31 protein-coding genes are annotated in these 26,902 nt (G+C 37.6%); 19 read left to right on the plus strand and 12 right to left on the minus strand.

Going from position 1 to position 26,902, the window contains the following annotated elements:
• The first annotated feature begins 265 nt into the window (after nt 1–265).
• Entirely contained in the window at nt 266–655 is a 390-nt protein-coding gene (locus tag I4641_RS05875; protein WP_229639542.1) for a hypothetical protein, read from the plus strand.
• Between the two features lie 49 nt (nt 656–704).
• Here the strand turns inward: I4641_RS05875 and I4641_RS05880 are convergent, their stop codons facing one another.
• From I4641_RS05880 to I4641_RS05890, 3 genes are all read right to left on the minus strand, one after another.
• On the minus strand, nt 705–1,892 hold the full coding sequence (locus I4641_RS05880) for an O-antigen ligase family protein (RefSeq protein WP_229639543.1): 1,188 nt from the start codon (nt 1,890–1,892) through the stop codon (nt 705–707).
• A gap of 123 nt (nt 1,893–2,015) precedes the next feature.
• Nucleotides 2,016–3,626 (minus strand): TolC family protein, encoded by a 1,611-nt coding sequence (locus I4641_RS05885; RefSeq protein WP_229639544.1) that lies wholly within the window; start codon nt 3,624–3,626, stop codon nt 2,016–2,018.
• A 280-nt stretch (nt 3,627–3,906) separates the two neighbouring features.
• The gene (locus I4641_RS05890) at nt 3,907–4,425 is read right to left on the minus strand and encodes an adenine phosphoribosyltransferase (protein WP_229639545.1); all 519 of its coding nucleotides are present in this window, start codon (nt 4,423–4,425) and stop codon (nt 3,907–3,909) included.
• A gap of 131 nt (nt 4,426–4,556) precedes the next feature.
• On the opposite strand from I4641_RS05890, the gene I4641_RS05895 reads away from it, so the two are divergent.
• From I4641_RS05895 to I4641_RS05910, 4 genes are all read left to right on the plus strand, one after another.
• A complete protein-coding gene (locus I4641_RS05895; RefSeq protein ID WP_369426730.1) occupies nt 4,557–5,186 on the plus strand; it encodes a DUF3038 domain-containing protein in 630 nt (209 codons plus the stop codon).
• A gap of 3 nt (nt 5,187–5,189) precedes the next feature.
• Nucleotides 5,190–5,903, plus strand: coding sequence for a DUF4335 domain-containing protein (locus I4641_RS05900; protein ID WP_229639547.1), 714 nt, complete (start codon nt 5,190–5,192; stop codon nt 5,901–5,903).
• Nucleotides 5,904–6,302: 399 nt separating this feature from the next.
• Entirely contained in the window at nt 6,303–7,454 is a 1,152-nt protein-coding gene (locus I4641_RS05905) for a response regulator (protein ID WP_229639548.1), read from the plus strand.
• A gap of 105 nt (nt 7,455–7,559) precedes the next feature.
• Nucleotides 7,560–8,264, plus strand: a complete 705-nt coding sequence (locus I4641_RS05910) for an ATP-dependent Zn protease (RefSeq protein ID WP_229639549.1) — start codon at nt 7,560–7,562, stop codon at nt 8,262–8,264.
• A 10-nt stretch (nt 8,265–8,274) separates the two neighbouring features.
• Here I4641_RS05910 and I4641_RS05915 read toward each other — a convergent pair whose 3' ends face one another.
• Nucleotides 8,275–9,084: a creatininase family protein gene (locus I4641_RS05915; protein WP_229639550.1), complete on the minus strand. Its 810-nt coding sequence runs from the start codon at nt 9,082–9,084 to the stop codon at nt 8,275–8,277.
• A gap of 113 nt (nt 9,085–9,197) precedes the next feature.
• Here I4641_RS05915 and I4641_RS05920 point away from each other — a divergent pair, with 113 nt between their 5' ends.
• The 4 genes from I4641_RS05920 to I4641_RS05935 all read left to right on the plus strand — a co-directional run bounded on the left by I4641_RS05920 (nt 9,198) and on the right by I4641_RS05935 (nt 11,536).
• Nucleotides 9,198–9,464 carry a hypothetical protein gene (locus tag I4641_RS05920; RefSeq protein WP_229639551.1) on the plus strand — a complete coding sequence of 89 codons (267 nt, stop codon included), beginning with the start codon at nt 9,198–9,200 and terminating at the stop codon, nt 9,462–9,464.
• Between the two features lie 272 nt (nt 9,465–9,736).
• Complete coding sequence (locus I4641_RS05925) at nt 9,737–10,090, plus strand: hypothetical protein (protein ID WP_229639552.1); 354 nt, start codon at nt 9,737–9,739, stop codon at nt 10,088–10,090.
• Nucleotides 10,091–10,129: 39 nt separating this feature from the next.
• Nucleotides 10,130–10,981 (plus strand): S-formylglutathione hydrolase, encoded by an 852-nt coding sequence (gene fghA, locus I4641_RS05930; RefSeq protein ID WP_229639553.1) that lies wholly within the window; start codon nt 10,130–10,132, stop codon nt 10,979–10,981.
• Between the two features lie 57 nt (nt 10,982–11,038).
• Nucleotides 11,039–11,536 carry a cyclic di-GMP-binding domain-containing protein, MshE-related gene (locus tag I4641_RS05935; protein WP_229639554.1) on the plus strand — a complete coding sequence of 166 codons (498 nt, stop codon included), beginning with the start codon at nt 11,039–11,041 and terminating at the stop codon, nt 11,534–11,536.
• An 86-nt stretch (nt 11,537–11,622) separates the two neighbouring features.
• On the opposite strand, the gene I4641_RS05940 is transcribed toward I4641_RS05935, so the two are convergent.
• Complete coding sequence (locus I4641_RS05940; RefSeq protein ID WP_229639555.1) at nt 11,623–12,678, minus strand: Ycf66 family protein; 1,056 nt, start codon at nt 12,676–12,678, stop codon at nt 11,623–11,625.
• Between the two features lie 299 nt (nt 12,679–12,977).
• On the opposite strand from I4641_RS05940, the gene I4641_RS05945 reads away from it, so the two are divergent.
• Nucleotides 12,978–13,361: a DUF7682 family zinc-binding protein gene (locus I4641_RS05945; protein ID WP_229639556.1), complete on the plus strand. Its 384-nt coding sequence runs from the start codon at nt 12,978–12,980 to the stop codon at nt 13,359–13,361.
• A gap of 47 nt (nt 13,362–13,408) precedes the next feature.
• On the plus strand, nt 13,409–14,581 hold the full coding sequence (locus I4641_RS05950; RefSeq protein WP_229639557.1) for a cysteine desulfurase family protein: 1,173 nt from the start codon (nt 13,409–13,411) through the stop codon (nt 14,579–14,581).
• Nucleotides 14,582–14,593: 12 nt separating this feature from the next.
• Here the strand turns inward: I4641_RS05950 and I4641_RS05955 are convergent, their stop codons facing one another.
• Both I4641_RS05955 and I4641_RS05960 read right to left on the minus strand, forming a co-directional pair.
• A complete protein-coding gene (locus I4641_RS05955; protein WP_229639558.1) occupies nt 14,594–15,190 on the minus strand; it encodes a DUF2062 domain-containing protein in 597 nt (198 codons plus the stop codon).
• 38 nt (nt 15,191–15,228) lie between these two features.
• Nucleotides 15,229–16,014, minus strand: a complete 786-nt coding sequence (locus I4641_RS05960) for a DUF8623 domain-containing protein (protein WP_229639559.1) — start codon at nt 16,012–16,014, stop codon at nt 15,229–15,231.
• 280 nt (nt 16,015–16,294) lie between these two features.
• Here I4641_RS05960 and I4641_RS05965 point away from each other — a divergent pair, with 280 nt between their 5' ends.
• From I4641_RS05965 to I4641_RS05995, 7 genes are all read left to right on the plus strand, one after another.
• Entirely contained in the window at nt 16,295–17,668 is a 1,374-nt protein-coding gene (locus I4641_RS05965) for a hypothetical protein (RefSeq protein WP_229639560.1), read from the plus strand.
• A gap of 115 nt (nt 17,669–17,783) precedes the next feature.
• Nucleotides 17,784–17,963: a photosystem II assembly protein Psb34 gene (gene psb34 / locus I4641_RS05970; RefSeq protein ID WP_229639561.1), complete on the plus strand. Its 180-nt coding sequence runs from the start codon at nt 17,784–17,786 to the stop codon at nt 17,961–17,963.
• 174 nt (nt 17,964–18,137) lie between these two features.
• Nucleotides 18,138–18,692 carry a photosystem II reaction center PsbP gene (psbP, locus tag I4641_RS05975; protein WP_229639562.1) on the plus strand — a complete coding sequence of 185 codons (555 nt, stop codon included), beginning with the start codon at nt 18,138–18,140 and terminating at the stop codon, nt 18,690–18,692.
• Nucleotides 18,693–18,778: 86 nt separating this feature from the next.
• The gene (locus tag I4641_RS05980) at nt 18,779–19,390 is read left to right on the plus strand and encodes a Maf family protein (RefSeq protein ID WP_229639563.1); all 612 of its coding nucleotides are present in this window, start codon (nt 18,779–18,781) and stop codon (nt 19,388–19,390) included.
• A gap of 129 nt (nt 19,391–19,519) precedes the next feature.
• Entirely contained in the window at nt 19,520–20,317 is a 798-nt protein-coding gene (locus I4641_RS05985; protein ID WP_229639564.1) for a hypothetical protein, read from the plus strand.
• Nucleotides 20,318–20,989 carry a DUF8581 family protein gene (locus I4641_RS05990; RefSeq protein ID WP_229639565.1) on the plus strand — a complete coding sequence of 224 codons (672 nt, stop codon included), beginning with the start codon at nt 20,318–20,320 and terminating at the stop codon, nt 20,987–20,989.
• A gap of 12 nt (nt 20,990–21,001) precedes the next feature.
• Nucleotides 21,002–21,727, plus strand: coding sequence for a hypothetical protein (locus tag I4641_RS05995; protein ID WP_229639566.1), 726 nt, complete (start codon nt 21,002–21,004; stop codon nt 21,725–21,727).
• A 35-nt stretch (nt 21,728–21,762) separates the two neighbouring features.
• On the opposite strand, the gene I4641_RS06000 is transcribed toward I4641_RS05995, so the two are convergent.
• Complete coding sequence (locus I4641_RS06000) at nt 21,763–22,863, minus strand: tocopherol cyclase family protein (protein ID WP_229639567.1); 1,101 nt, start codon at nt 22,861–22,863, stop codon at nt 21,763–21,765.
• Between the two features lie 32 nt (nt 22,864–22,895).
• Here I4641_RS06000 and I4641_RS06005 point away from each other — a divergent pair, with 32 nt between their 5' ends.
• Nucleotides 22,896–23,588, plus strand: coding sequence for an alpha/beta hydrolase (locus tag I4641_RS06005; protein ID WP_229639568.1), 693 nt, complete (start codon nt 22,896–22,898; stop codon nt 23,586–23,588).
• 10 nt (nt 23,589–23,598) lie between these two features.
• Here I4641_RS06005 and I4641_RS06010 read toward each other — a convergent pair whose 3' ends face one another.
• From I4641_RS06010 to I4641_RS06025, 4 genes are all read right to left on the minus strand, one after another.
• Entirely contained in the window at nt 23,599–24,498 is a 900-nt protein-coding gene (locus I4641_RS06010; protein ID WP_229639569.1) for a homogentisate phytyltransferase, read from the minus strand.
• Nucleotides 24,499–24,655: 157 nt separating this feature from the next.
• Complete coding sequence (gene corA / locus I4641_RS06015) at nt 24,656–25,786, minus strand: magnesium/cobalt transporter CorA (RefSeq protein WP_229639570.1); 1,131 nt, start codon at nt 25,784–25,786, stop codon at nt 24,656–24,658.
• A 137-nt stretch (nt 25,787–25,923) separates the two neighbouring features.
• Nucleotides 25,924–26,328 (minus strand): hypothetical protein, encoded by a 405-nt coding sequence (locus I4641_RS06020; protein WP_229639571.1) that lies wholly within the window; start codon nt 26,326–26,328, stop codon nt 25,924–25,926.
• A gap of 228 nt (nt 26,329–26,556) precedes the next feature.
• On the minus strand, nt 26,557–26,865 hold the full coding sequence (locus I4641_RS06025) for a hypothetical protein (protein ID WP_229639572.1): 309 nt from the start codon (nt 26,863–26,865) through the stop codon (nt 26,557–26,559).
• Between the last annotated feature and the right edge of the window lie 37 nt (nt 26,866–26,902).

Here is a 26,902-nt window from a genome sequence, read left to right on the forward strand (position 1 = left end):
AACTTGTAGACCTTAGTTTAAAAGGGCTTTTCAGATGATTGTCACCCCCAAAAGTAGATGATGCTCTTCGACCAAATCTTTCGCTAACCAGAGTTGCCAAGTCATCAAAGGCATTAAGTCACTCCATCGCTCACATTATATCGGACTTTGGCTCGATGGAAAATGTCGCAGCAACTTTGTCCTGGCGAATGTTAAAGGTGTCAAAGAGCCTTGGGCTGTTATTACGGACGAAGAGCCGACTCTGCAAACTCTATGGCAATATGCGTTGAGATTTCGTATTGAAGAGTTATTTCTCGATTCTAAATCTGGAGCGTTTCAGTTAGAAGAATCTAAAATTCGCCAACCCCAAGCTCTCGAACGGTTATATTTAGTGGTAGCTCTGACTCTTTTGTTCGCCACTGCTCATGGTATGGCAGTTCAATTGAACGGACTTCGACAACGAGTCGATCCTCATTGGGAGCGTGGTCTTAGTTATCTTAAGATTGGTATTAGGTGGCTTAAAGGAGTCTTGCATAAAGGTCGTGATTTATTTGCTCCCATACCTCTTTTTTCTCAAAATATCCAACCCTGTTTCGCCTCAAAAAAGAAGCGGAGAGAGTACTATGATGCTATTTGGTTCACCCGAATTTCAGAAGTAAAATGTTCAAATATTTAGCTTCGTTTAAATAAATGTGTCAGGCAGCCAGGCGAATTGCTGTTCGCCCTTACAGAATGTGTCCTTGAGAACGAACTGTTCCTGCAATAGCAGCCAATAAAATCCAGATAATAGTATTAACTCGGAAATCAAAAATAGTGACATCAAGCAAATTAAATAAAATGCAACAAGAAAAAGCCACCAAATAACTAAAATAAATTATTTTAAAGCGATCGCTTTTCCAATTAATTAGCATCATAATTGCTCGATACATAATCAAACCCACAATACCGATCAACAATAAAACAAAAATAATTCCTGTCTCCGCACCAAGCATCAAAAACAAATTATGGGGATGCCCAAACCAGTAATTCATTTTTGCCTCATATAAAGGGGAAAAGTTCCGCAAACCCCAGCCTAAAAAAGGTCTTTCTTGAATTAAATCCCAGCAAAATTGCCATTGAGTAATACGTAGAGTTTCCACAGGGCGAACATAGGCTCGATCCGCAAGTCTCGCCCAAAAAAAAGGAGGAACAATTTTTCTGAGTTGCATACCCCCAAAATGAGGCACAAAGGAAGCCCAGAGAATAGTCGTAGCTGCCCCTGTAACCGCCCAAATTAGCCACTGCCAACCCATAAACACCCCATAAGCCATAAAACTAATTACAGCCAATCCCCAGGCGTTGCGAGAGCTAGTAAGCACTAAACCGCTAATATCTGCTAACAAAATTGCACTCAAGATCCACAAAATTCTAGCTTGTTTGAGTTGGGATGTTTGTCGCCGAGTTAGCCAACTATCCAACCACAATCCTAAAGCTAAAATAAAAGCGATCGCCAAATAAATAGCTAAGAAATTAGTATAAATAAAGACAGAAGACATTCTTTCCTCTGGCACTCCTCCAGAGACTAGCTCCCAGCCAAAAATAGACTCCACCCAAGATGGAGTCTCCCAAGCTAAATATAATTGAGCAAAACCCAGCAAGACAACGGGCAAAGAAGGAAGAATCAAAATCCAAGACAATTGTTTGAGTTGAATTGGTTGCTTCAGCAATTCTTGCAAAGCAATAAATAACCAAAAAAAAGGAATCAAGTTAGCCATACCCAACCAAGCTGCTTGAGAATACTCGGCAAAAACCGAACTAGCGATCAATAAGATAGTCAATATTCCCCAACATTGATTGAGACGACTAACAATGATTTGTTGATAATTCAGTTGCCAAATCTTGAGACTCAAGACAAAAAATCCTACTGCTCCCATTGCAGGAAACAGAGGAAATATGAAGACACTAAGACAAAAACACCACCACGTCCAATGCCAATTTTGCCGTTTTATCCCTTCTATAAAACCATCCCTCTTAAACTACTGATTATTTAATTACTACTAAGGCAAGTCTTGCAAACCATTGTCGGGGGTATTAGAAACCTGTCGTTGCAAATCAACATAAGACTGATTGTAATCAATAATCGAAGAAAGTAAGTTACCGCGAGCCGTAGTTAGCTGAGTTTGAGCGTCAATTACATCAGTTTGAGTTCCGACTCCTGCTTGAAATCGCAGTCTTGCCAAACGCAAACTTTCTTCTGCCAATTCTACTTCTTTCGTCGCTGTGCCAATATTTTTCTGGTTAGATTCTAGACCATAAAAAGCTTGTTCTACAGCAAAACGAATTTGATTGCGTTGATTGGCAAACTGAGTCTCTGCAATTTCAATATCTTTTTCAGATTGTTTGGCAGCAGCACGAGCAGCACCACCATCAAATAATCTCCAATTCAAGTTTAAACCGACGCTATATTGATCGCTAATATCAAAATCGTCTTCAAAATCTTCATTAAGATTATAGCTAGCATCGGCACTAACACTAGGTCTTACATTAGATAAAGCAATTGTTCGTTGTTCTGCACCAATTTCTCTTTGAATTAGCAACTGTTCCAACTCAGCACGGTTTTTAAATGCTTGTACGATACTCTCTGATAAAGAAAGTTCCCAAGTACCAGCTTCTTCGATGGTATCTGCGGTGGATAACTCCGTACTATGAGAAACGCTGAGAGTTTCTGCTAATTGTCGGCGAGATATATTTTGGTTTGCAATGGCAGTACTCAACCTTTGTTGTGCCTGAGCCAATTCCACTTCTGCTCGCAAAACATCAAACCTAGTCCCCAAACCTGCTTTTTCTAATAGTTGAGCATCTTTAAGAGTTTGTTGGGCATCTTGTACCGATGCTTTTTCAATTTCTACCTGAGCATCGCTATTTTGCAGGTTGTAATAATCTCTAGCGGTTTCAAATCTTATTTGTTCGACAACTGTTTCTAAATCTAGTTCCGAAGAGCGTAGTTGCTTTTGAGAAGCACGAATTGCAGCACCTCTACGACCTCCATTATAGATATTGTAGCTCAATGATACTCCAGAGTTGAAGTTGAAACTACTAGAGCTACTATTAGTGAAACTATTTTCGGCTGCTTGTCTTGCCTCTTCCTCAGAAAGAAGGGGATTTGCTGACAAATTGTCTTCCGTGCGGGATTCGATACTTTGTTCGATTTGGCTATCTAAAAAAGCACTATTACCATAACTCAATCCACTAGTTAAGTCCAAAGTAGGAAAAATAGCAGCACGAGCTTCTGTTAATGCTGCCTCCGATTGTTCTACTTGAATTCTGGCAGCTTCTACGTCTTTATTATTTTTCAAAGATAGCTCGATCGCTTGTTTTAGGGTAATTGGCTTTTGAGTATCAACTTCGACTTCATCAGCTTGAGTCGGAAACGACAAAGGATTGGCACTGGGGTTGAGTTTTTCTGTATTACTTATGGGCGTTTGGGCTGGTTTTATAATATCTTGGGTGCTACCTGTCGATTGAGCTATAACTGGGGACTTGAAGTTTAAATTAGATAAATTGGAACTAAAATGTGGTGTTTCCTCTGCCACAACCAAAATTGCATTGCTCAATGCAGCAATAGTCCCTATTCCTATGGTTTTAATAAATTGATTTTTCTTACCCACTCCTCACTCCTTTAGTTTTAGGATTTTTTTCATCTCAGAAGATGGTAACTATTATTACCACTGCAACTGCAACTAGTTAAGGGAATTATCCCATTACAAAATATGGATGATTCTATACTCGCTATTGTCGCTATGACAGTAGTTTTGTCAACTAACTTTAGTAGAGCAACATCCTAATCGATCGCTTAATTAGATTATGTTGCAACTGTTGAATTTTGGAGATTGATTCCATTTTGATTCTCGTTCGATTTATTCTACAAGCTATAAATACTAAGTAGTTTTAGTATTCTATTAGACTAATAATTGGTATGTTAGGCAGTTTTTCTCGACCTTTTAAAGCGATCAGTTCGATCGCAAAAGCACAACCAATAATTTGAGCCTCAATTTTGTGGAGAAGCTCGACTGTCGCTTGGGCTGTTCCCCCTGTAGCTAATAAATCGTCTACGATTAATACTTTCGATTGAGGAGCGATCGCATCTTGATGAATTTCTAAGCTATCTGTGCCATATTCTAAGTCATAAGAAACAGAATATACTGGTGCGGGCAGTTTTCCTGGCTTACGTATCGGTACAAATCCTGCATTTAATTGATAAGCCAAGGGCGTAGCAAAAATAAATCCCCGCGATTCCATGCCGACTATATAATCTGGAATAAGATTAGCACTGCGACATTTCTCGTCCAGCAAATCGATAGTATGGCGCAAACCCTGGGGATTACCAATCAGGGTAGTAATATCTCGAAATAAGATTCCTGGCTGGGGAAAATCGGTAATATCTCGAATTAAAGATTTAAGTTCCATAAACAAACAGCGGTATTTTAGATTAGATTAGTTCTTATATTAGATAGCTGTGGCATCATAGCACCAGAGATTAATTTGTTATCCTCGACAGGGAATAATATTTATAACTAAAATATCGATTTGATTTTATGATGAGCCAACCTGCAAGTTTAGAATCCGACTTTCCTTCTCCAGGAAATAATTCAACATCAATTTTAAATACTCTACCAGATATATCTCTTCCTACTAAGAATTGTTCTCCTCGTACTCAACAACAAATTGATTTGCTTTTGCTCGCATTAGAAGCCTTAGAATTGGGCGGATCGGAACAAATGTTGGCAATGGCAAGACAACTAAATATGGAGGAAATTATCAAACACCGCGTCAATCTTTGGCGTTTGCGCTGTAGCAATCCTTGGCGACGTTCTTATACGAGAGACGACTTGACCCTCGAACAAGCAAAAGCATTGGTAATTATTGCGGGTTATCGAGCCAAAGACCTCATGGTTAATATTAGGCAATTATTGTTGGCAGAACAACAAATGCGTGAAAAAAATTTACCCCTGGAAAATCATTTTCGTCTTTCAGAATATTTGGAAAGATTTCGCGCCCATTTCCGTAGTCGAATGAACTCGCGCCGTGCTAAAGTATCAGCCTATATTGCCTCAGAAGAACAGTTAAACGAATTAGCTTTATCGCTGTTGAATAAACTATTATTTTGTACTGGAGCAAGAGGAATGGAAAGAGTTTGGTTTAGTTTGTTTGACGGAGAAGTGACATAAATTATGAATATTAAGCGACAATACGTTTTGCCCAATTGTAATTTGGTTTTGGAAGGATTAGAAGATACCGACATAGAAAATGTTGATATTTTAGACGGTCAATCTCCTATGTCCATTTTAATTAACGCCGAATGTAATTTTCTCACTTCCAATCAAACCCTCAGTGGCGGTAGTGTTTTTCTCGAAAATTTGTCTCGTGCCGTCAGTAGATATGCTCAAGAGTTTCTCAGTGGTATCTCCCAACCGCCAAAAGACGGTGGCGAATATCCCCACATCACTATTACCAAAACTGATAACCATCTTCATCGTTTAATCCTCGAACCATCAGCTAGTGGCGATGAAGAGAGAATAGAACTTAATTTGACCACCATAGAATTGTTTGACTTGGTAGATGCGATCGATCGCTTTCATGCAGATCGTACTACCTTGCCATCTATGACTCTAGAATTGCAGTCTATTAGCAAACGCTATCGTAAACCAGAACAATCTCTTTCCGAACGATTGACTCCTGTAGGTATTGGTTTTGCTAGCTTGGCAATGGCAGCCGCAGCTTTCTTCGTTATTCCTCCTCCTGAAATTCGCCGTCCTGAAAATAGCCCCGCTAATAATACTACCGAGACAAATCCCAATAATACCGAAAGTGCGTCACCTATTCCTAACAACGATCGGGAAAATAGTCCGCTCCAAAATACTAATGAAAACAAAGATAATCCATAAAACTGTTACAAATAGGCTCATTAATTCAATTTCTAAATAATTAATAATTACTGACTTGTACTCTTGAAATAGGCGGTTATACTGAGCTATATTTCTTACTAAAAAATAATCATTATCGATAATTACTATGGATTAACAAGATTATAGTTAAACACAGATAATATATTAAAAACACAACTGTCTGACCTATAAATCTATATCGGACAGCTTTTTTTTGTCTATTTATATTTATATCTAGATCGATAATTAATAACTAAATGATTTTTACTATTTCTTAACAATAATCCGATACTGTTAAAAACATGAGAATATTCTTAAGAAAAGATAAGAATTTTCCGAGAAAACTTGGTAAAGCAAAAAATCTAAATATTACTTAAAGTTACTGGAGTAATTTCAATCATGATTAGTGTGTTGGTTGTTGATGACCTAAAAATAATTCATGAAGGCTTGCAGGCAATGTTTGCTATGGATGAAGATATCAAAATTGTGGGATTTGCCGAAAATGGCAAACAAGCGATCTCTAAAATCCAAAATAGCGATCGCCATCCCGATATAGTTTTGGTAGATATCGTCATGCCTGTAATGGATGGAATTGAAACTACCAAAGAAATATCCAGATTATTTCCTGAGATAAAAACGATTGTTCTGAGCGGGTTTGAAGACGATCCCCTAATTTTAAAAGCGATCGCTGCTGGAGCAAAAGGTTATCTTCTCAAAAATGCGATCTCTCAAGATTTGGCTTCGGCGGTTCGTTCAGTACATCGGGGGGCTTCTCACTTTGCCCCTGGCATTGTTGATAGGTTGGCAAAAAATTTTCAAAGTCTTCCATCAATTAGTTCCAAAGTACTTCCCCAACAAATTTGTACTATTGATGCTTCGTTAAATCCAGAACAGCCCAAACTGATTAAAAAGAGAACTGAAAAAGCAAAACCAAAATTGCAAAAGCCATTATTTCAATATGGAGATTGGTTAACGATTATAATTTCAGTGATAGTATTGTCTCGAACCAATGGCATGGGTCATCATTTGGCACACGCAGGATTGTTTTTCTTGATGCTATCCTTGGTTGCTCGCCCAATTAAGGCTTGGTGGAGTTGGCCCTTGCAACATCGTCGAGCGATCGGTATTTTTGCTTTTGCTGCTGCGGTAGCCCATGCTTTTTATGCCACCTTCCAAGTATTAGACCTAGATTTGAGCAAGATGTTGGCTCTATCTCCTCGGAGTAAATTGGGTGTCATTATCGGCATTATATCTTTGTTAGCGATGACTCCCGCAGCCATCACTAGCTTTCAGTTTTTTCAACGCAAATTGGGCAAAAGATGGCGACAAATTCATTTATTAACAGTTCCTGCTTTGGCTTTAGCAGTTATCCATACTATATTAGTAGGGCCTCACTATCTACGAACATTTAATATCAATACCATTGATTATGTCCGCACATTGGTAGCGATTCTCAGCGGTACTTTGGTTTTATTAATGCGAAGAAAAATTTTCTGGTCGACTTTGGGATTAAATAACTCTGGGAAAAAAGCTGTTGCCAAAAACCAATAAGTTGCCCCAACAGGAAAAGCTAAGTTAGGTAAAAAGAAATTTATTGGAGGTTAGCTAAAATAAATATACTTAATATATCTAAACATTTAAAAAAGTATATTTATAATGCCCCAAACTGCTTTAAATCTAATTGCTATAGGAATCTTCTTGATGACTATGACATCATTATTAGGACCAATTTTCAATATCCCTCCTGTTGTTCCTGCTGCACTCACTTTTGGAATTTTAAGTTTGGCAACAGCTGATACTTTGAGTTGGAATAGTCGAGGAGTTTCTTTATTACTAGATTTATTTGCTTCGAGGGAACAACGCCAACGTATCATTAGCCACGAAGCAGGACATTTTTTGACAGCATATTTTTTAGGTATTCCCATTACTGGCTACACTCTAACCGCCTGGGAAATGATTAAACAGGGACGTTTGGGACTTGGGGGAGTAGCTTTTGAGAGCGCAACCTTAACCAACAAACCCTTTAACATTCAAGAAATGCGTCTGACACTAGATCGTTTTTGCACGGTTTGGATGGCGGGAGTAGCAGCCGAAAAAATGGTATATGGCGACTCTCAAGGCGGTGCAGAAGATCGAGAACAGCTAAGACAAGCTTTAAACATGGCAGGTTTACCCGAAGTTGGCTATGGTCAAAAAGAACGTTGGGCGCAGCTACAGGCAACTAACCTCTTAACCAGACACCAACAATCTTATGAGGCTTTAGTCGAAGCTATGAAACAAAGATCTTCGGTAGAAGATTGTTATGCCGTTATTCAGCAACATTGCGATGCTGACAGTTATCAACTAACAATTGATAATTAAGAGTTTTTGCTTATTGCTTGAATTGGGGTTGTTTGAACTGATAAACATCTTGAATTACTTCCACCCAACCATCAGCGACTGATTGCAAAATGCGATCGCCTTTTTCTTGAGTAGCGATGGTAGGATCTCCCATAACTCCACTTTGGCTTAATTCTCTAGTTAGCCAAGCAAAAGGTAGTTTACCTTCCATATCTAACAAACTATCTTCTGGCAAACCCTGGGGATATTCTTTGATTGCTCGTTCCATTTTGACTTGTTCTGGCAACAAAGAAAGCATAATACTAGTTTCGGCATCTCCTGCATGAATGCCATATTCTCGCTCTTGAGGAGTCAACATTTCTCCTATGATATTGGGTACGCGCCAGGTGAAAAAAGGAAATACGGCGAAATCTGGATGTTCTTGATGCAGATCTCTGGCTGCTATTTCCATAATTTGTGGTTGTCCGCCATGAGAATTCATTAATACCAGCTTGCGAAAACCCGCACGATAAATACTTACCGCCATTTCTTTAATAACAGACAACAAGGTGGTGGCACTAAGGGTGATTGTGCCAGGAAAACCATCATGCTCGTTAGACTTGCCATAATAAAGACAAGGCAAGGCATAAGCAGGAATGCTCGAATCTAGTTGAGAAAGTGCTTTACCCAATACTCCCAAACTTATGGCAGAATCAACTGCAATAGGTAAATGAAGCCCGTGTTGTTCGATCGCGCCGATGGGTTGAATAATTACTATATTTTTTTTGTTTGGCATATCCGCTATTTCTTTCCAGGTTAAATAAGGGAAATAGCGTTGGGGAGGGATAAAGCCGTGCATCATAAGCTTTTAAGTATTTAGTATGATATGTAAATCGCGATTGTAGAGTCGAGACGTATTGCTATGTAATTGGTTAAACTATTCAATATACAATTATTAGCTAAATAAGATTTTTTATGATTAAAAACTTACTCCGTCTTTTGGCTTCTTCTGCAACCTTTGTAGCTGTAATGTTAGTGGCTAATATTACCGTGGCTGCACCTCAAATAGATAATACTTCTATTTTAACTACTGCGCGATCGCAATCATCATTAGTTAGTTTGAATGTAGTTAGCCCTTCTTTGGTATTTGATTGTCAGCCCAATCATTTTCTATCAGACAGTTTGGGTTGTTCTTGTGCGGTATGTACTCAAGGAATTGAATCTACTAGCAACAATATTTAACAACCTTTAAATCGCGATCGCAGTTTATTTCGAGATCATTTTAATCTTGCTTAGCCGAATTTAAGAAGCAACCAGCTTTTTTAGTTCGGCTTTTTTGATGGAAATTAAAGGTTTAACAAAGAACTACATGATATCTACATGATTTTGCAGTCCAACTTTTTAAATTCTTTAAAGAATAAACATAAATACCTAAGTATAATCACAGAATAGTAATTTTAGATAATACAAACTTCTCGATCTCAACAAGATGTCAGAAAGTTAGTTTTTAAATAATGAAAAATTCTCAGGATAACAAAGGTATTTTATCTTTACTGCTCAAAAACAGCATCGTACAGTTTATTGCTGGTATGCTTTCCTTGTCTATTATTTTACGAATATCTCAAAGTGTTGATTATCAATTGATTGAAATAATTTTAAAGTCTTTAGGGTATGGTTTCTTTTGTTATTTAACCACTCCTTTTGTAATTTATTGGTTGGCTTACGTAAGTCAAGGCATAGCTACTGCCAAAAAATTAACTATCACTGTAGCACTGATAGCATTGTATAGCTATATTATTTGGGATGCTTACTTCTTTTTTAGATCTGCATTTGCCCAACTAGCTCAAGGTCTTAGTTCTAGTTTATGATTTAGGGGCAGTTAAACTCTACAGATCTACAGAGATATCGTGTCCAATACTCTTCGTCCCAAGTCAGAATATCGCTGTTTTGATGGAACAGTAGCATATTATAGTCATTATTCAGCCAGTTGCGATTGTGAAATGAGTTTTGCAGTTTATCTTCCGCCTCAGGCTCAATTAAAATCAGTACCTATTCTTTATTATCTTTCTGGTTTGACTTGTACTGAAGAAAATTTTATGACCAAAGCTGGCGCACAACAATATGCTGCTGAGTTGGGAATTATGTTGGTTGCGCCCGATACTAGCCCTCGAAATACAGGAATACCAGGAGAAGATGAAAGCTGGGATCTTGGAAGTGGTGCGGGCTTTTATGTCGATGCAACAGTCAAACCTTGGCAAAAACATTATCAAATGTATACCTATATCACCAAAGAATTACCAGCATTGATTATTCAGAATTTTCCCGTACAAGCAGATAAACAAAGTATTTTTGGACATTCTATGGGAGGACATGGAGCCTTAATTTGTGCTTTAAAAAATCCTGAGCAATATTTATCAGTATCAGCGTTTGCACCTATTGCAGCACCCATAAATTGTCCCTGGGGCGATAAACTTTTTACTGCTTACTTAGGTGAAGATAAAAGTAAGTGGGCTGAGTATGATGCGACTAAACTGATTGAGCAAACTCAACTAAAATCTACAATTATGATAGATCAAGGTACTGAGGATACTTTTTATCAGCAGAAACAACTACTGCCAGAAAATTTTGCAACGGCTAGTAAAAAAGCAAACCAAAAATTAAATTTACGCTGGCAAACAGGATACGATCACAGCTATTTTATGATTAGTAGCTTTATAAAGGATCATATGGAACATCATTCTATTTATCTCAATAACTAAGAGGATGGCTCTAATTAATAAAATCTTTGAAATTTACTATTTTTAAAAATATTTAGTATGTCTAAATTTATTACTTTTAAACCTATAGGAGAAATTTTGCAAGAGGCTGGTTTAATTACCAATCCCCAGTTAGAGGTAGCCCTTCGAGATCAAACTTATTATCAAGATATGCGACTCGGAGAGATACTAGCAGTACGAGGATGGATTAAACAAAACACGGCAGATTTTTTTGTACAAGAATGGTTTAAGTTAGTCAATCAAAGAATAGAACATCCTATTGGATTTTATTTACAAAAAGCGGGTTTACTAAGCGAGCAGGATATTAAAGCTATTCTCCTAGAACAACATAGATATTCTCTTCGTTTTGGAGATACTGCCGTTCAACAAGGCTTGATTAAACCCGATACTGTCAATTTCTTTCTTCAGAATTTGTTCCCTTCTCAATTACGCAACCTGGAACAAAAAAATAACTCACAAAAAGCAAACAAAAAAATAACTAATGATGATATTACTTATTGGGCTACGATGAGCAGTCATAAAATAACAAACTCTTGATTAATAACTAAATCTAAACGAGCAAAATAATATGAGGTAATTATTTGCAATATATTTTTTGCTCGCTCGATAACTATAATTTCTATTTATGTTTTTTCTCGGTCTGAATTATCATCAATTTCTGTAGGATCTACTTCGATAATTTCAGATCGATATGAGTTTTTTTCGCTAGATATGTTTTCGGGGACTGCTTCTAATACTTCTGCTACTTCAACCGTTTCCAGAGAATCTAAAGCAGAAACACTCTTTGAAGATTCTGAGACTTGAACTTCTGAGACTATTTCAGTAGGAGTTTTTTCTAAGTCTGATTTTGGTTCATCTTGAGTAATATTTTCTGATAAATCTGTATTCGTTGTTGTTGTTTCTACTAGAGATGATTTTTCAGGGAGACTTTCAATAGAAGGCATTTCTATTTCTGTTTTAATCGATTTTATTTCTTCAATAACTTGCTCTTTTTTGTCAGGATTTACTATCTCTTGGGGTTGAGGATTCGCTACTTCTTCTGTAACAGTTGCTTGAGGCTTTTCTTCTGGAGGTCGAGCTGTGATTTTAGATTCTGGCTCTTTTTTCTCTACAGTATTGATTTCGGGTTCATCTAATATTTCTTCAAGCTTTGTATTAGTAATAGTTGCTTGTTTCTTACCGCCAAAAAACTTACCAAATGCTTTAGATTTATTTGGCTTGGTTTGAGAAATATCACTTTTAAATTTAGATGATTTGGCTTTAGTCGAAACTTGATCGGGAATAGATATTTCAGATTCTGTTATCTTGGCAGGAGTTTGGGCTACAGGAGGTGTAATATTTCCTTGGGTTTGGGATTTTTTGCGTTTTAATAAACCATTAACTGCTTGTAAAACAGAAAAATTATTAATTTGTGTTGCCCGTTCTGGATTGGCGATCGCTTTTCTTAGTTTGAGAGTTTGCCAACAAAAAGAAACTAACAAGATTGATGCGGATGCTTGTCCTAACAATACTGCACCAGTAATGTTTCTCGCACAAAACCATAGTACTAAAGCATAAAATAGCCCTACTCCACTCCACAAAAAATCATCTTTGCGATGAATGTCCGACATCAAAAACGCGGTTGAAAATAATACTAAACTACTTAAGGCTACGGAGATCGCTAAGGCGTATGACAGCATTTTTCTTACTCCATCTGGTGATTGCTCTATATATTTTGCGACATGAATCCCCTATTTTGTCGCAATTGCTGCAATATTTTTAAGTAATAATTTTGTTTCAAGTAATAATACTTACAAAATTTTTGTTAAGTTAATAAAATTTCTTAAATTTATCTTTCATATTTAAAAAGGTGCTATTAACGTACAAAGCTATGAGATTATTGAATAATCTTAGAGATTCAATAATAGTTGATTATCTAAAACTGAGGGAATTATACGGACATTAAATAGGATATTAATCAAGGTGAGGTTATTCAGTCGTGGTGAGGCGAAAAAAAAAGTTTTCCTGTGGTCATAAAGGTTTTGGTCGAATTTGTCATAAGTGCATTCAAGCAAATGCTGTTATCGAACAAAAGCAAAAACTAAAACGAGATTGGGAAGTAAGTTTCGATCGCGATTCGATCGACCTCCGAAATTTACCTAAAAATGTCGTGCTTAAATCTAGATACATTATTCAACAGCTAGCAAAAGAACCTAATTATCGTCAATTTCGCGGTAAAAGATTGCGCCACAACCGTTTTGTGATTAGCATTCCAATTAACCGCAGTTATCGTTTATTGTGTCGCGATCGCGGTCAATCTTTATCTCCAGAAGCAGTGGTTTCTCATGAAGACTACAACGTGGTAAAGCCAGGAAGGATCTAAAATAAATTAAATAAGTAAATATATTTAATTTCAATGACTATAACTATATGCAAATTTATTTAGATAATAGTGCGACAACCAAACCCCGCACGGAAGCGATCGCCATAGCCCAAACTGTGTTACAACAACAGTGGGGTAATCCTTCTAGTCTTCATGACTGGGGCAATAGATCGGCTATAGTTTTAGAAACAGCTCGAATACAAGTGGCTGGACTCTTGAATGCCTTCAACCCCGAATCAATTGTCTTTACCTCTGGCGGAACAGAAGCTAATAATTTAGCCATTCTAGGGGTTGCCAGACAGTATTCCAGTCCCCAACATCTAATTATCTCTAGCATCGAGCATTCGGCGATTAACGAACCAGCTAAACTACTAGAACAGTGGGGATGGCAAGTAACAAGATTGCCCGTCAACCAATATGGTCGGGTTAATCCCTTGGATTTACAGGCTGCTTTACAAAAAAATACAGTCTTAGTTTCAATTATCTACGGACAAAGCGAAGTCGGCACGCTTCAACCCATTGAAAGACTGGCAAAGATCGCCAAGGAACAAGGCTGTTTATTTCATACTGATGCGGTTCAGGTAGCAGGGCGTTTGCCCATCGACGTAGAACAATTAGGCATAGATTTATTATCCCTTTCCTCTCATAAAATTTATGGCATCCAGGGCGCAGGAGCATTATATATCCGCACGGGAATCAAACTTTTACCATTATTGGGCGGTGGCGGACAAGAAGCCAAAATGAGATCGGGAACTCAGGCTGTATCGACGATCGCCGCCTTAGGAGTTGCAGCAGAGTTGGCAGCAGAGGAAATGAAAACAGAAGCCAGTCGCTTGCGGGGTTTACGAGATCGCTTGTTCGACCTATTAGCAGACTACCCTTGTTTGTCAACTACAGGAGACAGATTATATCGTTTACCTCATCACGTCAGCTTAATCTTAAGCGATCGCTTTGCCAAGAAAGCCCCAGATGTTACGGGTAAAACCATCGTCAGACAGTTAAACTTAGCTGGTATTGGAATCAGTGCGGGTTCTGCCTGTCATAGTGGCAAGCTCAACCCCAGTCCTATTTTATTAGCGATGGGATACGATACAGATGCTGCCAAAAGAGGAATTCGGTTAACTTTGGGCAAAGATACTACCCAAGAGGATATAGACTGGACGGCAATGGTATTAAAACAAGTGATTTGCCGTTTGATGCCACCATTAGTATGTTGTTAATTAGTTAAAAATCTACTTGCGACGAGTACGCAAACGTTCCAAAATTGCCAGGCTATAAAAATAAGTAATAAAAGATAGAATTGACCCCACCACAAAGCAACCCGTCAGTAAGGTAATGACAAACCTCGGTCCCAATTCTTTAAATGCAGTGAAAGAATTGGGACCGAGGAATAAGGGGGTATCTTTTGTGCCTAAGAGCAACTTACCAATCTTATAATTAAAGATAAAAATTGGTACGTAGGTTAGGGGATTGCTAATCCAAGTCGCTGCGATCGCAGCTACCTTGCTACCCCGCAATAGAGTAGCCAAACAAATGCCGATCAAACTTTGCAAGCCCAGGAAAGGAAAACATCCTGCAAATACCCCTATAGCCAAACCTTTAGCTACTTTTTCAGGGCGATCGCGCAATCTTAATAGTTTTAGATAGGTGAGGCGAAAACGACGTTTTAGCCAAGGCTTGTGACGTATATGACAACGTTTAGATGAATTATTTGGTCGTATCAAAATATTCGGCGATCGCGAACTGTTTGTTATTTTATTACCATACTCATACTTGATCGAGTAATTATTTAAGTTAATATTTTGTTTGGCTATTAGCTGTTTTGCCAATCTTGGTTACAAGACAACTAATAACTAATAACTAATGACTACTTCTTAGTTTTATCTAAAGAGTCTTCCATATTAACTCTGTGAGTAATCATTGTAATTCCATCTCCACGGACTAAAATTGCTGAAACCCAATTACTATCAGGTAAAAGAGGAGCAGTGGCAGTTTTATAAATCCCTCCTGCTGGCAAAGGTTCTAGTTCTAAAACAGTCGGGTTAAGATACAGATTACTAGCAGTTTTTTCTTCTTTAATTGCCCCTAATAAAATCTTTTCTTCGAGTGGTTCGTCAACAATTAAATCAAAATTATATTGCTCGCCTGTTTGCACAACTTCTGGAGCTACAATTTCTACCTTAGGGGGATTATCTCCAGATTTTAATTGAGATTGTTCTGTCAAAATATCTTGATTTACTAACTGATCATCTTCAAAATATTGACGAGATTTAATCGTTGAATTTAAACGGGTAACTCGACCTTTAGTCTTTTGAACTCCTTTAATGGTGGTGATAGTTTCTGCTACTAATAAATCTTCTTCTTTAGACCAAGATACTATCTCAGTGGTGTATTTAAGTTGAGGATAGTTTTGCCACATCTGTTCTAGCCCTTCAGCTAGAGAATCAACGCTCAAACCATCAGAATTGGTGAAATCTTCGCTGTAGTAGTCCAGAACTTTATCGAGATCGCGATTGTTGGCAGCATCTTCGATCTCAAAGATAATTTTGGTTAACTCATCTGGTGCAGTATCGGCATTTTCTGCTCGAACTCGATCGCCCAATCCATTAACGATTCCCAAGCCAAAGAGCAAAGCAGCTAAAAATGTTTTCATTTGTTTATCTGTTTAATTTTTTGAAGATAATCAGCCTGTCCCAAAACAACTGGGAAGGTATTTCAAGGTTTTGATGGTGGTTTGGTATTTAATTCATCTTATCTTTACCATATAAATCGCCAATCTTCATCGGATCTTTATCATTGGCAAATAGAAAAGCCTGACAATAGAATGGTATAGAAAGTAAAAAACTCGATAAGACACTTGTTACATAAGTAGTCCTAGGTAGTTACACAACTTACAAATTTGACTTAGTACTTAATTCCCCCCCCATACATGAATGAAAGCCATTGTAGCAAACGTCCTCTTTGGCAGCATTTTAGGCTGTCTTAGTTGCGCTAATTCGGTCTATGCTCAATCTCAAACAATAAATCCAGGAGAGCTAAACCTACCTCCATCCCCAATTATCTCGGCGAAACTTTTATCATCAGATAAACTGCCCATAGTGCCACAGATTATTAACTTAGTCGATCGCATTTTTACGGTCAAGAAATCACAAGAATTTGGCTTTTCAGTCGATCGATCCGCAGAAATTATTTTTCGCGATCGCTTTAGCTTAAATCTCAGTCAAGATAGAAAGTTGGAGAAACTTCCTTATACCTATCGAGACGGACAAGGAGATCTGATTTTGGGTTTTCAAAATACATTTTGGCAGAGTAAAAGTCAGAAAAAATATTGGGGTGTTACTACGATCGAACATTGGGGCAATAACAATCAACCCAAGCAAAAGTTAGATTTAGCCAAACTAAACTATACCAATCTAGCCCCCAGTCTTCCCGCAGGAAATTCTATGTTAACTGTTTCGGGAGGGGGAAATGAAAATTTAGCCAAAGAAACGGATACTTCTAGAGAATTTGAAAAATTTCGCGGTGCTATTTCCTATCATCATGGGATTGGAGAGAATGTAACTGTAGGAACGGGATTTATTTACGAAGATTTATTAGTTGGTTTTACTCAACTCACCCATGATAGCGATCGCTTTCCTCTCAAGACTACTGTTTCTTTGCTATCAAAGGAATCTGGAGGAGTAGATTTTCGCTCTCATCTACGTTTTCAACCCACAGATAGTTTTGTGGTCAATTACTATCATGACGAAGATAAAGACAAATTTGACGCTAACTGGAAAATTATTTCGGGGTTAAGCTTAATCGCAGATGGTAACAGCAAGCAAGAAACTTTAAGTACGGGCATTAAAGTAGCTCTCAAGAGCGAATATATGTCTATTTCGGCTAAGGCTGCTTTAGACGGCAATAACAACTTACAGTGGAAACTAAAATCAGAAATTGGTGGTTTGAAGTTTGCCCATAGTAGCACTCAAAAGAAAAGTACTTCCCAACTCGATCTAGAACTCATCGAGTCAGAAACTTTCGGGTTTCAATGTTCCGCTTTTATCAAGCATGAAATAAACCCACTCAAACAAAATGAAAATCAATTTGCCGTGTGGGGGACTAAACTAGAATCTGACAAGAAGATCTCCCCCCATAAACATTTATGGTCGATAAATTTGGGTTACGGTTCTAGTTCTTATGGTAACGGTTTGATTGCTTCTGGTTCGATAGCACTCAAGCCCAATATGCTCTTAAAACTAAGCTATGAAGAAATATCGGCGACTTCCGATGATAACAAAATCAAACTTCAGATCGGCTCGAAGTAAAATCCAAATATAGTGAGATTTTCCATAAACTGTAAAGATTTGTTGTGAGATTGGATAAATAAGATTACTATTTATGAAAGTTTATAAATAAGAAAATTAGAGGAAACCAAGATTTATGCCATATACAGAAGAAGAAGGCGGTATCTTAAATAATTTTGCTAGAGAACCCAAAATGTATACAGCCGAAGAACCAACATCTAGTGAGAAAAAAAATTATCTAGTTTATGGTGCTTTAGCCGTTGCTTTGATAGGTGGAGTAATGGCGGTTGCAGTTTATGCTTCAAGTGCTAGCTAAGTTTTTTGAATTGAAACCCTTGGTATTTTTTTTAGTTACCCCGTGTTTTTAGATAGATGCACGGGGTATTTATTTGGCTTGCATCCATTACCTTCGGTCATGAGACAATAGAGAGTAATTGTAAAAAATAATAATCATTGAAAACTTTAAATTGATAGAGGTAATAACATCAAAATGTTCAAGTCGTTCTTTGCTGGATTGTTAATTATCCTAAGTGTAGCCATATCGAGTTGTTCGGCGGGGGTGAGTGGATTACAAAGTTATGTTAATACCAGTAAAGGATATGAATTTTTATATCCCAATGGCTGGATTCCCGTTACTTTAGGTGCATCTGCTCGAAAAAGCGTAGATGTTGTATTTCGCGATTTGGTCGAGAGAACCGAAAATCTGAGCGTAATTATTAATGAAGTTCCCGATGGTAAGACATTAGAGGATTTGGGAACTCCTTCTGAAGTGGGATATCGTCTGTTGAAAGCAATTAATAAAGCTCCTAATTCTGATGTAGAAGCAGAGTTTTTGCGTGCGGAATCTCGCCAAGGGAAAGACAAAACTTACTATCTGCTAGAGTATGAAGAAAATTTACCCGACCAAGAAGAAAGACACAATATCGCTAGTGTTTCTGTCAGTAGAGGTAAGATTTTTACTTTTAGTTTATCTACTCCTGAAAGACGTTGGGATAGCGTGAAAGATAGTTTTGAGGTTGCAGCCAAATCATTCACGGTAAGATAGCTTGTGAAAGGATGAATGATGAATGATAAATAATCGAGTGTTATAACTATCGTTCGTCATTCTCTCCATAAAGAAGAAGATTTTACATGAGTGTCAAGAATACATCTGTCGATTTAAAATTTGTGTTGGCTTCTGCTTCTCCCGCCCGTTTAAAATTATTGCGGATGGTGGGAATCGAACCGATTGTGTGTAAAAGTGATTTTGACGAGGATGCAGTTCGCCTAGAAGATGCTGAGGAATTGGTCACTACTTTGGCTAAATGTAAGGCGGAAACCGTTGCGCCGAAATTTGGCACTGCTTTAGTTTTGGGTTGTGATTCTGTTTTGACAGTGAACGATCGCATTTATGGCAAACCAGAATCTCCTCAAATCGCGATCGCTCGTTGGCGAGGAATGCGCGGTAAGATGGGTAAGATATATACTGGTCATGCTCTGATCGACCTCAAACAACAAAGGCAGATTATTCGTTGTGGTATTACCAAGGTTTATTTTGCCGATATAAGCGATCGCACCATTGAAGCTTATATTGCCACAGGAGAACCTCTAAATTGCGCTGGTAGCTTTGCCTTAGAGGGAAAAGGGGGTATGTTTGTGGACAAGATTGAAGGCTGTCATAGTAACGTTATTGGCTTGAGTCTTCCTTTGCTCTATCAAATGACTGAACAGTTGGGATATAACGCTACTAGTTTTTGGCATTGATTATTTTATTTGGACTTAAATTCTGAAATCGATCTTAAATTGATTGACAATATTGCTTGCAGGGAATTACAACGTTGGCATATCGATTGATTACAGCAGAGATTAAGAATTAGGGACAAAATTAAGAATATGACATCTAGAGAAGATTTTAAGCAAGCAATTAGAACGGGAAATATTAACGAAGCGTTTCTAGTGGCAATGAGTAACGCACCAGAATTGAGCATTACTACTAGGATTATTACTTCTGAGGGAGAGGAACATCAAGTAAATAGCGATAGATCGGGAGCAGACAACTATTTACGCACCAATATTAACTTAATTGAAGGAAAAATCGAAAATGAGATTGGTGAAAAGTTAACAGGCGATCGCTATTCGGAAATTAAACAGTTTCATATGCGCCAGGTTGAAGAAGGACATCAAACCATCCAACACAACTTGGTTAGTCTGCAAAAGATGTTTCAATTGATGTCTACTTTCCAACAACAGCAGTCTACTCAAAATTCGAGTTGGGTGGATATTGCAGCTAATGTTACTAGAGATTCTTTACCCGCAAAGCCTGAAACAACCAAGCTATACAGTAAAACCCCTTCTGCACTAGAAGCAGGTAAAACAATTAACAAACGTCAACTCCAAACTCAATTGGGAGTAGAAACAGATAATATAGAACCTCAATTACCTTCTTTTGAAGAAGAAGAAGCTGTGGTAAATGATTTGTTATCTTTAGCGGATATTGACGATGATTCGCCTGAAGAACAGCCTGTAGGGGAGCGAGAGCAACAAGAACAAGGACAAGGACAAGGAGATTGGGGAGAGTGGTTGGAAGAAGAACCAGAGGTTAAACCAGAGGTATTTAATTTGAAGTCACTCAATATCAAAGAATCTCAAAATTGGAAAAGTTGGGATTCTTCTTCTTCTGCTGGAGAGTAAATGAATTACGATTTGTGGGAAAATATTACTGCGGTAGAAATTAGTACTGTTATCGTCGAAGAAATAGTGGACGAGATGTTTATACCTTGGGAGGCATATCAAGGTATATATTATCTCAGTCGGTCGAGTTTGGCGCAGTCAAACATCGACCTATCTTTGCGATCGCACTATTGGCAATTACGTCGTCAATTAGAACTGACTTATTGTTTGTTGTTAATAGATCCCAGTTCGCAACTATATAACCGCACTTTAGTGAAGGAAATTAAGGGCGATTTACCTGTTTTGACTCGACAAGACTCTGAGTGGTCAACTTTGGCGACAAGACTACCCCCGCCTCTTCCTAGCAGTCGCCATCAAACTATGTCTGCTGTTAATAAATTAATTGGCGATCGCTCTTTTTTAAATACTTTACAACAGTTACATCAAAGAAAGATTGCTTTGGATCGACGCGATCGCATTATGACTAGTTCTTCGATCCCCAATGATATTACTAATAGTACCTACGCCCAAACATCCCTGCAATTGGATGGCAAAATTATTAATCGTTATTGTCAGGCTATTTTAAATCGAAGCGATCGCAATCTTTTGTTGCAACTCCACGAACAGTCTACCACCGCAGGAGAACATCAATGGCGTGGGATGATTCGGTTTATGTTGTCTTTGGTTAAATAAGTTAAAGAAAGCATGAAAAGCGATCGCAATTTGAGTTCTTGTATCCGCATAGAGGAAGATCGAGTTAGTCGTCAGCTAAGTATTCCATCTCGGGTTTATTTTGACTTGGATCTAGATACGATCAATAAAATCGAACAAATAAGGAATCAACGGGGTAGCTTAAGACTTTCACCCCAGCAATTAACCAATTTACGCTACTACGGTTTAATTAATTGCGCGTTCGTCCATGATTTTGACGATCTAGAGATCGATAAATCTCAATCTGCTTTAACTTTTTCTAGTAATTATTTTCCTGCCAATCAGGGATTATCAACAACTGTTGTCCGCAGCAAAATTGATTTTGCAGGACAAATATCCCAAGAAATTCAACAAGATTTGTGGCAAGATTCTCAACTATCATCAAGAGTAATTCAAGCTCATCATTGGCTAACTACGGAAATATTAAAGCAGTTACCTTTAGAAAATAAAAGTAGGATCTCGTTCGTATTTTGGGGCTTGCGGTATTTGTACGCGATCGCTCTTTTTATGATTATTTGGTATTTTCTCCCTTTTGGTTTTTTCAGCAAGATAATAATAAATGGTATCGGTTTTTATCTACTAAAAATATCGATTCAAGATTTAATTGATCGTCAAATAACAAAATTTGTTTTATATCAATTAATCTTTGGGTGGCTGTCAAATAGAACTCACAAACGTCAATTGGGATTTAAACTTTTATCCCTACTAATACCAAGTTGAAAATCATCTTGGGAGGGCGATTAGACGGCGACTAGTCAATCACCCCTACCATCTGATCGCCAAATATCATTCCAAGGATCTCCACCTACTTCTAAACCTGCTAAATTACTATTAGCTTTAATAATTAACTTGCCATTGCGATCGCGCAATTCTAAATCTAATTGTCCTTGAGTTGTATCGCGACAATTAAATACTAATCCTTTAGCGGTAGGAGTACGAACATAAGTACCCAAGGAATCAGTTACCCCTGTTAAAGACACTTCAAATTCTGAAGATACGGCTTGCATTTGCCATTTTCCCCAAGGCTCAATCTCCCAGCCTACTTGAGAATTCCAAGGAGCAAATTCATAAAATTTTCCTCGATAGTGTATTCCAATTAAAGCAACCTCTTCTTCCCACCACAATACCTGTCTGATACCTCCTCCCGCAGTTATAGCTAAGTCGGATTGATCGACAAAACTATTACAATTGAGCCAAAACCATTTTGAGGGAAAAGAGCCTCCCCAGTTTTTCTCGCTATAGGCTGGCGCGTTATCAAATTGATAGAGTTTTCCTTTCCATTCGATCCATCCCGCAGCTAGTCCATGAGCTAAGGTAATTTGCCATCCTGGTTCAAAGATAGGTAAATAGGATAATAAACCTGCGGTTGATTGTTGAGGTTGGGAAGAGTTACCCCAGCCATAAATAGGCTCGATTTGGTATTCCCAACGACAGTATTCATTGTGGAGAGGATCGTAAATACTTCCTTGGTTGAGATGGGCTGTGGCTTGATATCCTTCGGTGATATGGCGATCGAATTTAGCAGGAGATAGCAATAAAGGTTTATCTCTCAGACTGGTTTTACCCCAATGTCCGAAACTAAGACTATCTCTAGCTGCAAAAAACTTATCTATATTAGCGATCGCACGGCAAAGATAAGTTTCATCAATGCCTAATATTTGTACCGCACCACCACTATTAGCCTGTTTTCCTAAAGGATCTTGAATAGAATACATGAAGGCAAAAGTTTGATTTATTTCTGGTAAAGTGAGGCGATAATACCAGCCCTCAAAATAATTATTAGTAATATTATTCCAATGATAGCCATCGTGAGGAACATCAAAATCTTTCTTTTGGATGATGGGAGATGAATTCATTTTTTGAGAATTAATTAAAATATTTTAATGGAATGTCAGAATTAAATTTAGAATTACCAGATAAATTAGAAAATGCCCTGCAAGATATCTATTGTGTTAGTGGTTTGGGGGCAGACGAGCGAGTTTTTCAAAAGCTAAAGCTAGAAGGCTATCAACCAATACATATTCGTTGGGTAGAACCAGAAAATGGAGAAACTATTAATAATTATGCTCGACGTTTAACAGAGCAGATAAGCTCGAATTCTCCTATCTTAATTGGCTTATCTTTTGGGGGCATAATTGCCATCGAAATAGCCAAACAAATTGATACCAAAAAAGTTATTTTAATTTCCAGTACCAAGAATCAGAAAGAAGTACCTTTCTATTTTCAAATATTTCGTTGGCTGCCGATTTATCGGTTAATTCCAGCCAAAATAATACTGTGGTTTGGACAGTTATTAGCAGCATGGTTTTTTAGTTTAGAAACTTTAGCCGAACGCAAACTATTTCGAGCAATTTTATACGATACTAATGCCAAATTTGTGAAATGGGCAATTCATCAAGTTGTTACTTGGAGAAATGAACTAATACCAAAAAATCTTTATCACATTCACGGTGAAAGCGATCGCATTTTTCCCTATAAGTTTGTGCGCGAAGATTTTAATGTTAAAAAGGGCGGGCATTTTATGATTATGAATCAAGCCGAATATATTTCCAACTTGATTCAAAAAATTGTCGATATTTAATTATTAATTACTAAACAAAACAAGCGATCGGAAATAATAAATATTCTACAAAGAAAAGCTGCCAAATAAACTGATAAAACTTGGCGATCGCACTTTTATCTTCTAGATCAACATCCCGACTGCGCCACCAAAGTAAACCCAATAACACAAGATGGCTAGTAACAAAAAAGCTGAGATTGAGAGAAGTAAGCCAAAATAACCCCGCAGCAATCGTACCTAAATAACAAACCGAAATTACTCCACGAGAGAGATTGAATACCGCAGGTTTGCCGATAACTAAAGTAAAGGTATTGATGTTATATTGCTTATCCCCTTCGAGGTCTGGAACATCTTTAAAAATGGCGATCGCTACGGTAAATAATAATATAAATAAAGTCAAAGTCCACACATAAGGATTCAAAGCTTCACTACTATTTAACTTATCGCCATAATGTAGAAACAACCCAATATTAACTACAATTCCCCTGACAGTCAGGATACAAAAAGCAGCAAAAAAAGGAAACTGTTTGAGACGTATTGGTGGCAAAGAATAAGCTGAGCCAATTAATAAGCTAACTGCTACCGTAGCCAATAACCAAACTCCCGATAAACCAGCAATTAGTAAAGCCAAAACCCCCGTAATAGTTACAACTAATTGTCCTTGTTGAAGAGTAAATTCTCCTGAAGCTAAAGGAAGATCGGGTTTATTAATACGATCAATTTCAATATCATAAAGTTGATTCAATCCCACAATATATATATTGCCACAGATACAAGCAAACCAAACCGCCAACATCTGTTCTAAATTGATGGTTGTAACTCCATTACCAGTACTCGCTAAGGAAATAAAGTATAGTGCCAACACGCTCAGACTAGTACCAATAATGGTATGGGGGCGAGAAAATTTCCACAAGATTTTTAAAAAAGTCATATTGAAGAGAGAAAAAGTGAATTAATTACCATATTTTTAGTTTGCCTTGATCGCACTAGTTGACATGTACTACAAAGCACCTATTATCTTCAATGTAGAACTATCTACTTATTGCCAGTCTAGATAATCACTAGTTGTTAGAAATATTGATAAATCTTCAATTCAGCCAGCCTCGTCGCCAGAAATAAGCAGATAAAACAAGAGCGATCGCCAGCATCACAGTCAAACACAAAGGATAGCCCCAAGACCAATTTAACTCTGGCATATTCCAGGGAGAAGTATCAGTATTAAAATTCATGCCATAAATCCCTGCTACAAAAGTCAAGGGAATAAAAATAGTTGAGATGACTGCTAATAACTTCATCACCTCATTCATTTTGTTACTTACGGAGGAAAGATAAACATCCATCAGTCCAGAAGTTAATTCTCGATAAATTTCAATCGTATCGATAATTTGTATAGTGTGGTCGTAACAATCTTTGAAATAACGCAAAGTGCGATCGCTAATAAGAATATGACCATCTCTAATTAGCATATTGAGCATATCTCGTTGAGGCCAGATAGCACGACGCAAACTCAATAAATCCCGCTTAATTTGATGAATTTTACCTAAGGTTGTTTTAGTAGGTTGATTTAGTACCAGTTCTTCCAATTGCTCGATTTTTTCACCATACATTTCCAACACGGGGAAGTAACCATCAACAATGGTGTCCCACAGAGCATATGTTAGATAATCAGCCTTATGTTGACGAATCGTCCCTTTATTCTTTCTCAGGCGGTCCCGTACTGGAGCGAAACAATCTTGTTGGGGTTCTTCTTGCACCGTTAAAAGATAGTTTTTCCCTAAAACAAAGCTCACTTGTTCTAACCAAATTTCCCGATTTTTAGGAGCAAAATTCACCATTTGAATAATAATTACCAATCGATCTTGATAGTCTTCCAATTTCGGACGCTGAGGCACATTAACGATGTCTGCTAGGATCAAAGGGTGTAACTCAAATACCTCTCCTAGCTTCTCTAAAGTTTCCTTATTACCCAATCCTCCGACATCAACCCAAGAAACCGATTCTGTACTTAGGTGAGCCACACATTCTTCGGGAGTCAAGTTAGTTCCGTAGTGATGGAGATCGCTATTATAGTCAATTAAGTTAATCTCGGGCGCTTTGGCGCGATCGTCAATAGCAAAAGTTCCTGGTATGCTTCCTGGTTCAGTGTGGGCATAATTCAAGAGAATATCTGGATAGGAGTCGGTCAGGCGATCGCTTGAACTAGAGGATTTAGCAGTCATTTATCTGATAATTTCTTTAAAGCTTTAAGAATCTGCTTTTTGTTTTCATCGTGAATGTTCGTTTGGATGCCCCTACCCTTTATCCTCATAGAACAGATAAATTACATATTGGGTGCAAGATCTCAGTCTAACTTTTTTTAAGCCATATTTTGCGGGCAGTATCCCAATTTTTCAACAATGCGATCGCGAAAAATTTCAATTTCTTCAGTTTCAGGTTTTCCATGAATAACGATAACCACTTGATAGCGATTCATCACCTCTGTCGGGGATTTACCCCGTTCCAAACTACTTAGGGCTTCTAGAATTTTCTTAGGAGGTTGAGAAATAGCTCCCATTTCATTAAGAACAGCCTGTAAATTTTGCTCTAACCTATGAGGTATTGAACTTTTGAGACTCAACTTCACCAACCAGCGATCAATTAGATTAATCACGACTACTGAATCTAAATATGATTGATGTTTACTGCGTAAATAATTGACAATTCGTAACGTACAGCTTGTATTGGGAAAAGAGTAGATATATTCTCGATTATTCTTCATCATTCTTTATTTAAGATTTAGATACTCCAAAACAGAAAAAATAGTCTTTAAAACCTATGTTCTCCGTAAAATTTAAAAAAACAATTTGAGGAACTTGTGAGGGAAAATCAACTGAAGTCTACAACCCTAAATCCTGTTCTGTTTCTTTTGAGCAACATTCAATTAGCTATTTGCCTTTTTTAAACAGCGATCGCGATCGTCTTTAGGATTCCTTGGTACTAGCTTGATATTTTATTTTCTCACTAAAAATTTATATCCTGCTGCACTAGCACCCACTAAAGACAAGAGCGAACCATAGGTAGCAATACTAGAACCTGTTAGTTCGTTTAACTCAGATAGAGGATTTGTTATTTGAGTTTTTTTCTTGGTTGTCATTTGTGGATCTAGATTGATACATTGCCCATCAATAACCATAAAATTGGTGTGGGGACATTCATTTGCTCGAACAGATTGTGATTCAAATATTAAAATAAAACTAGCTACAAAAATAGGTAAAATAGCTAGTCCACAGTTTCTAGAAAATATAAACTTTGATTCCATAATGTTATAAAAATATCTAATTAACTTGATTAACTTA

It is taken from the genome of Waterburya agarophytonicola KI4 (assembly GCF_020640915.1).
In the GTDB taxonomy this organism is placed as follows: domain Bacteria; phylum Cyanobacteriota; class Cyanobacteriia; order Cyanobacteriales; family Xenococcaceae; genus Waterburya; species Waterburya agarophytonicola.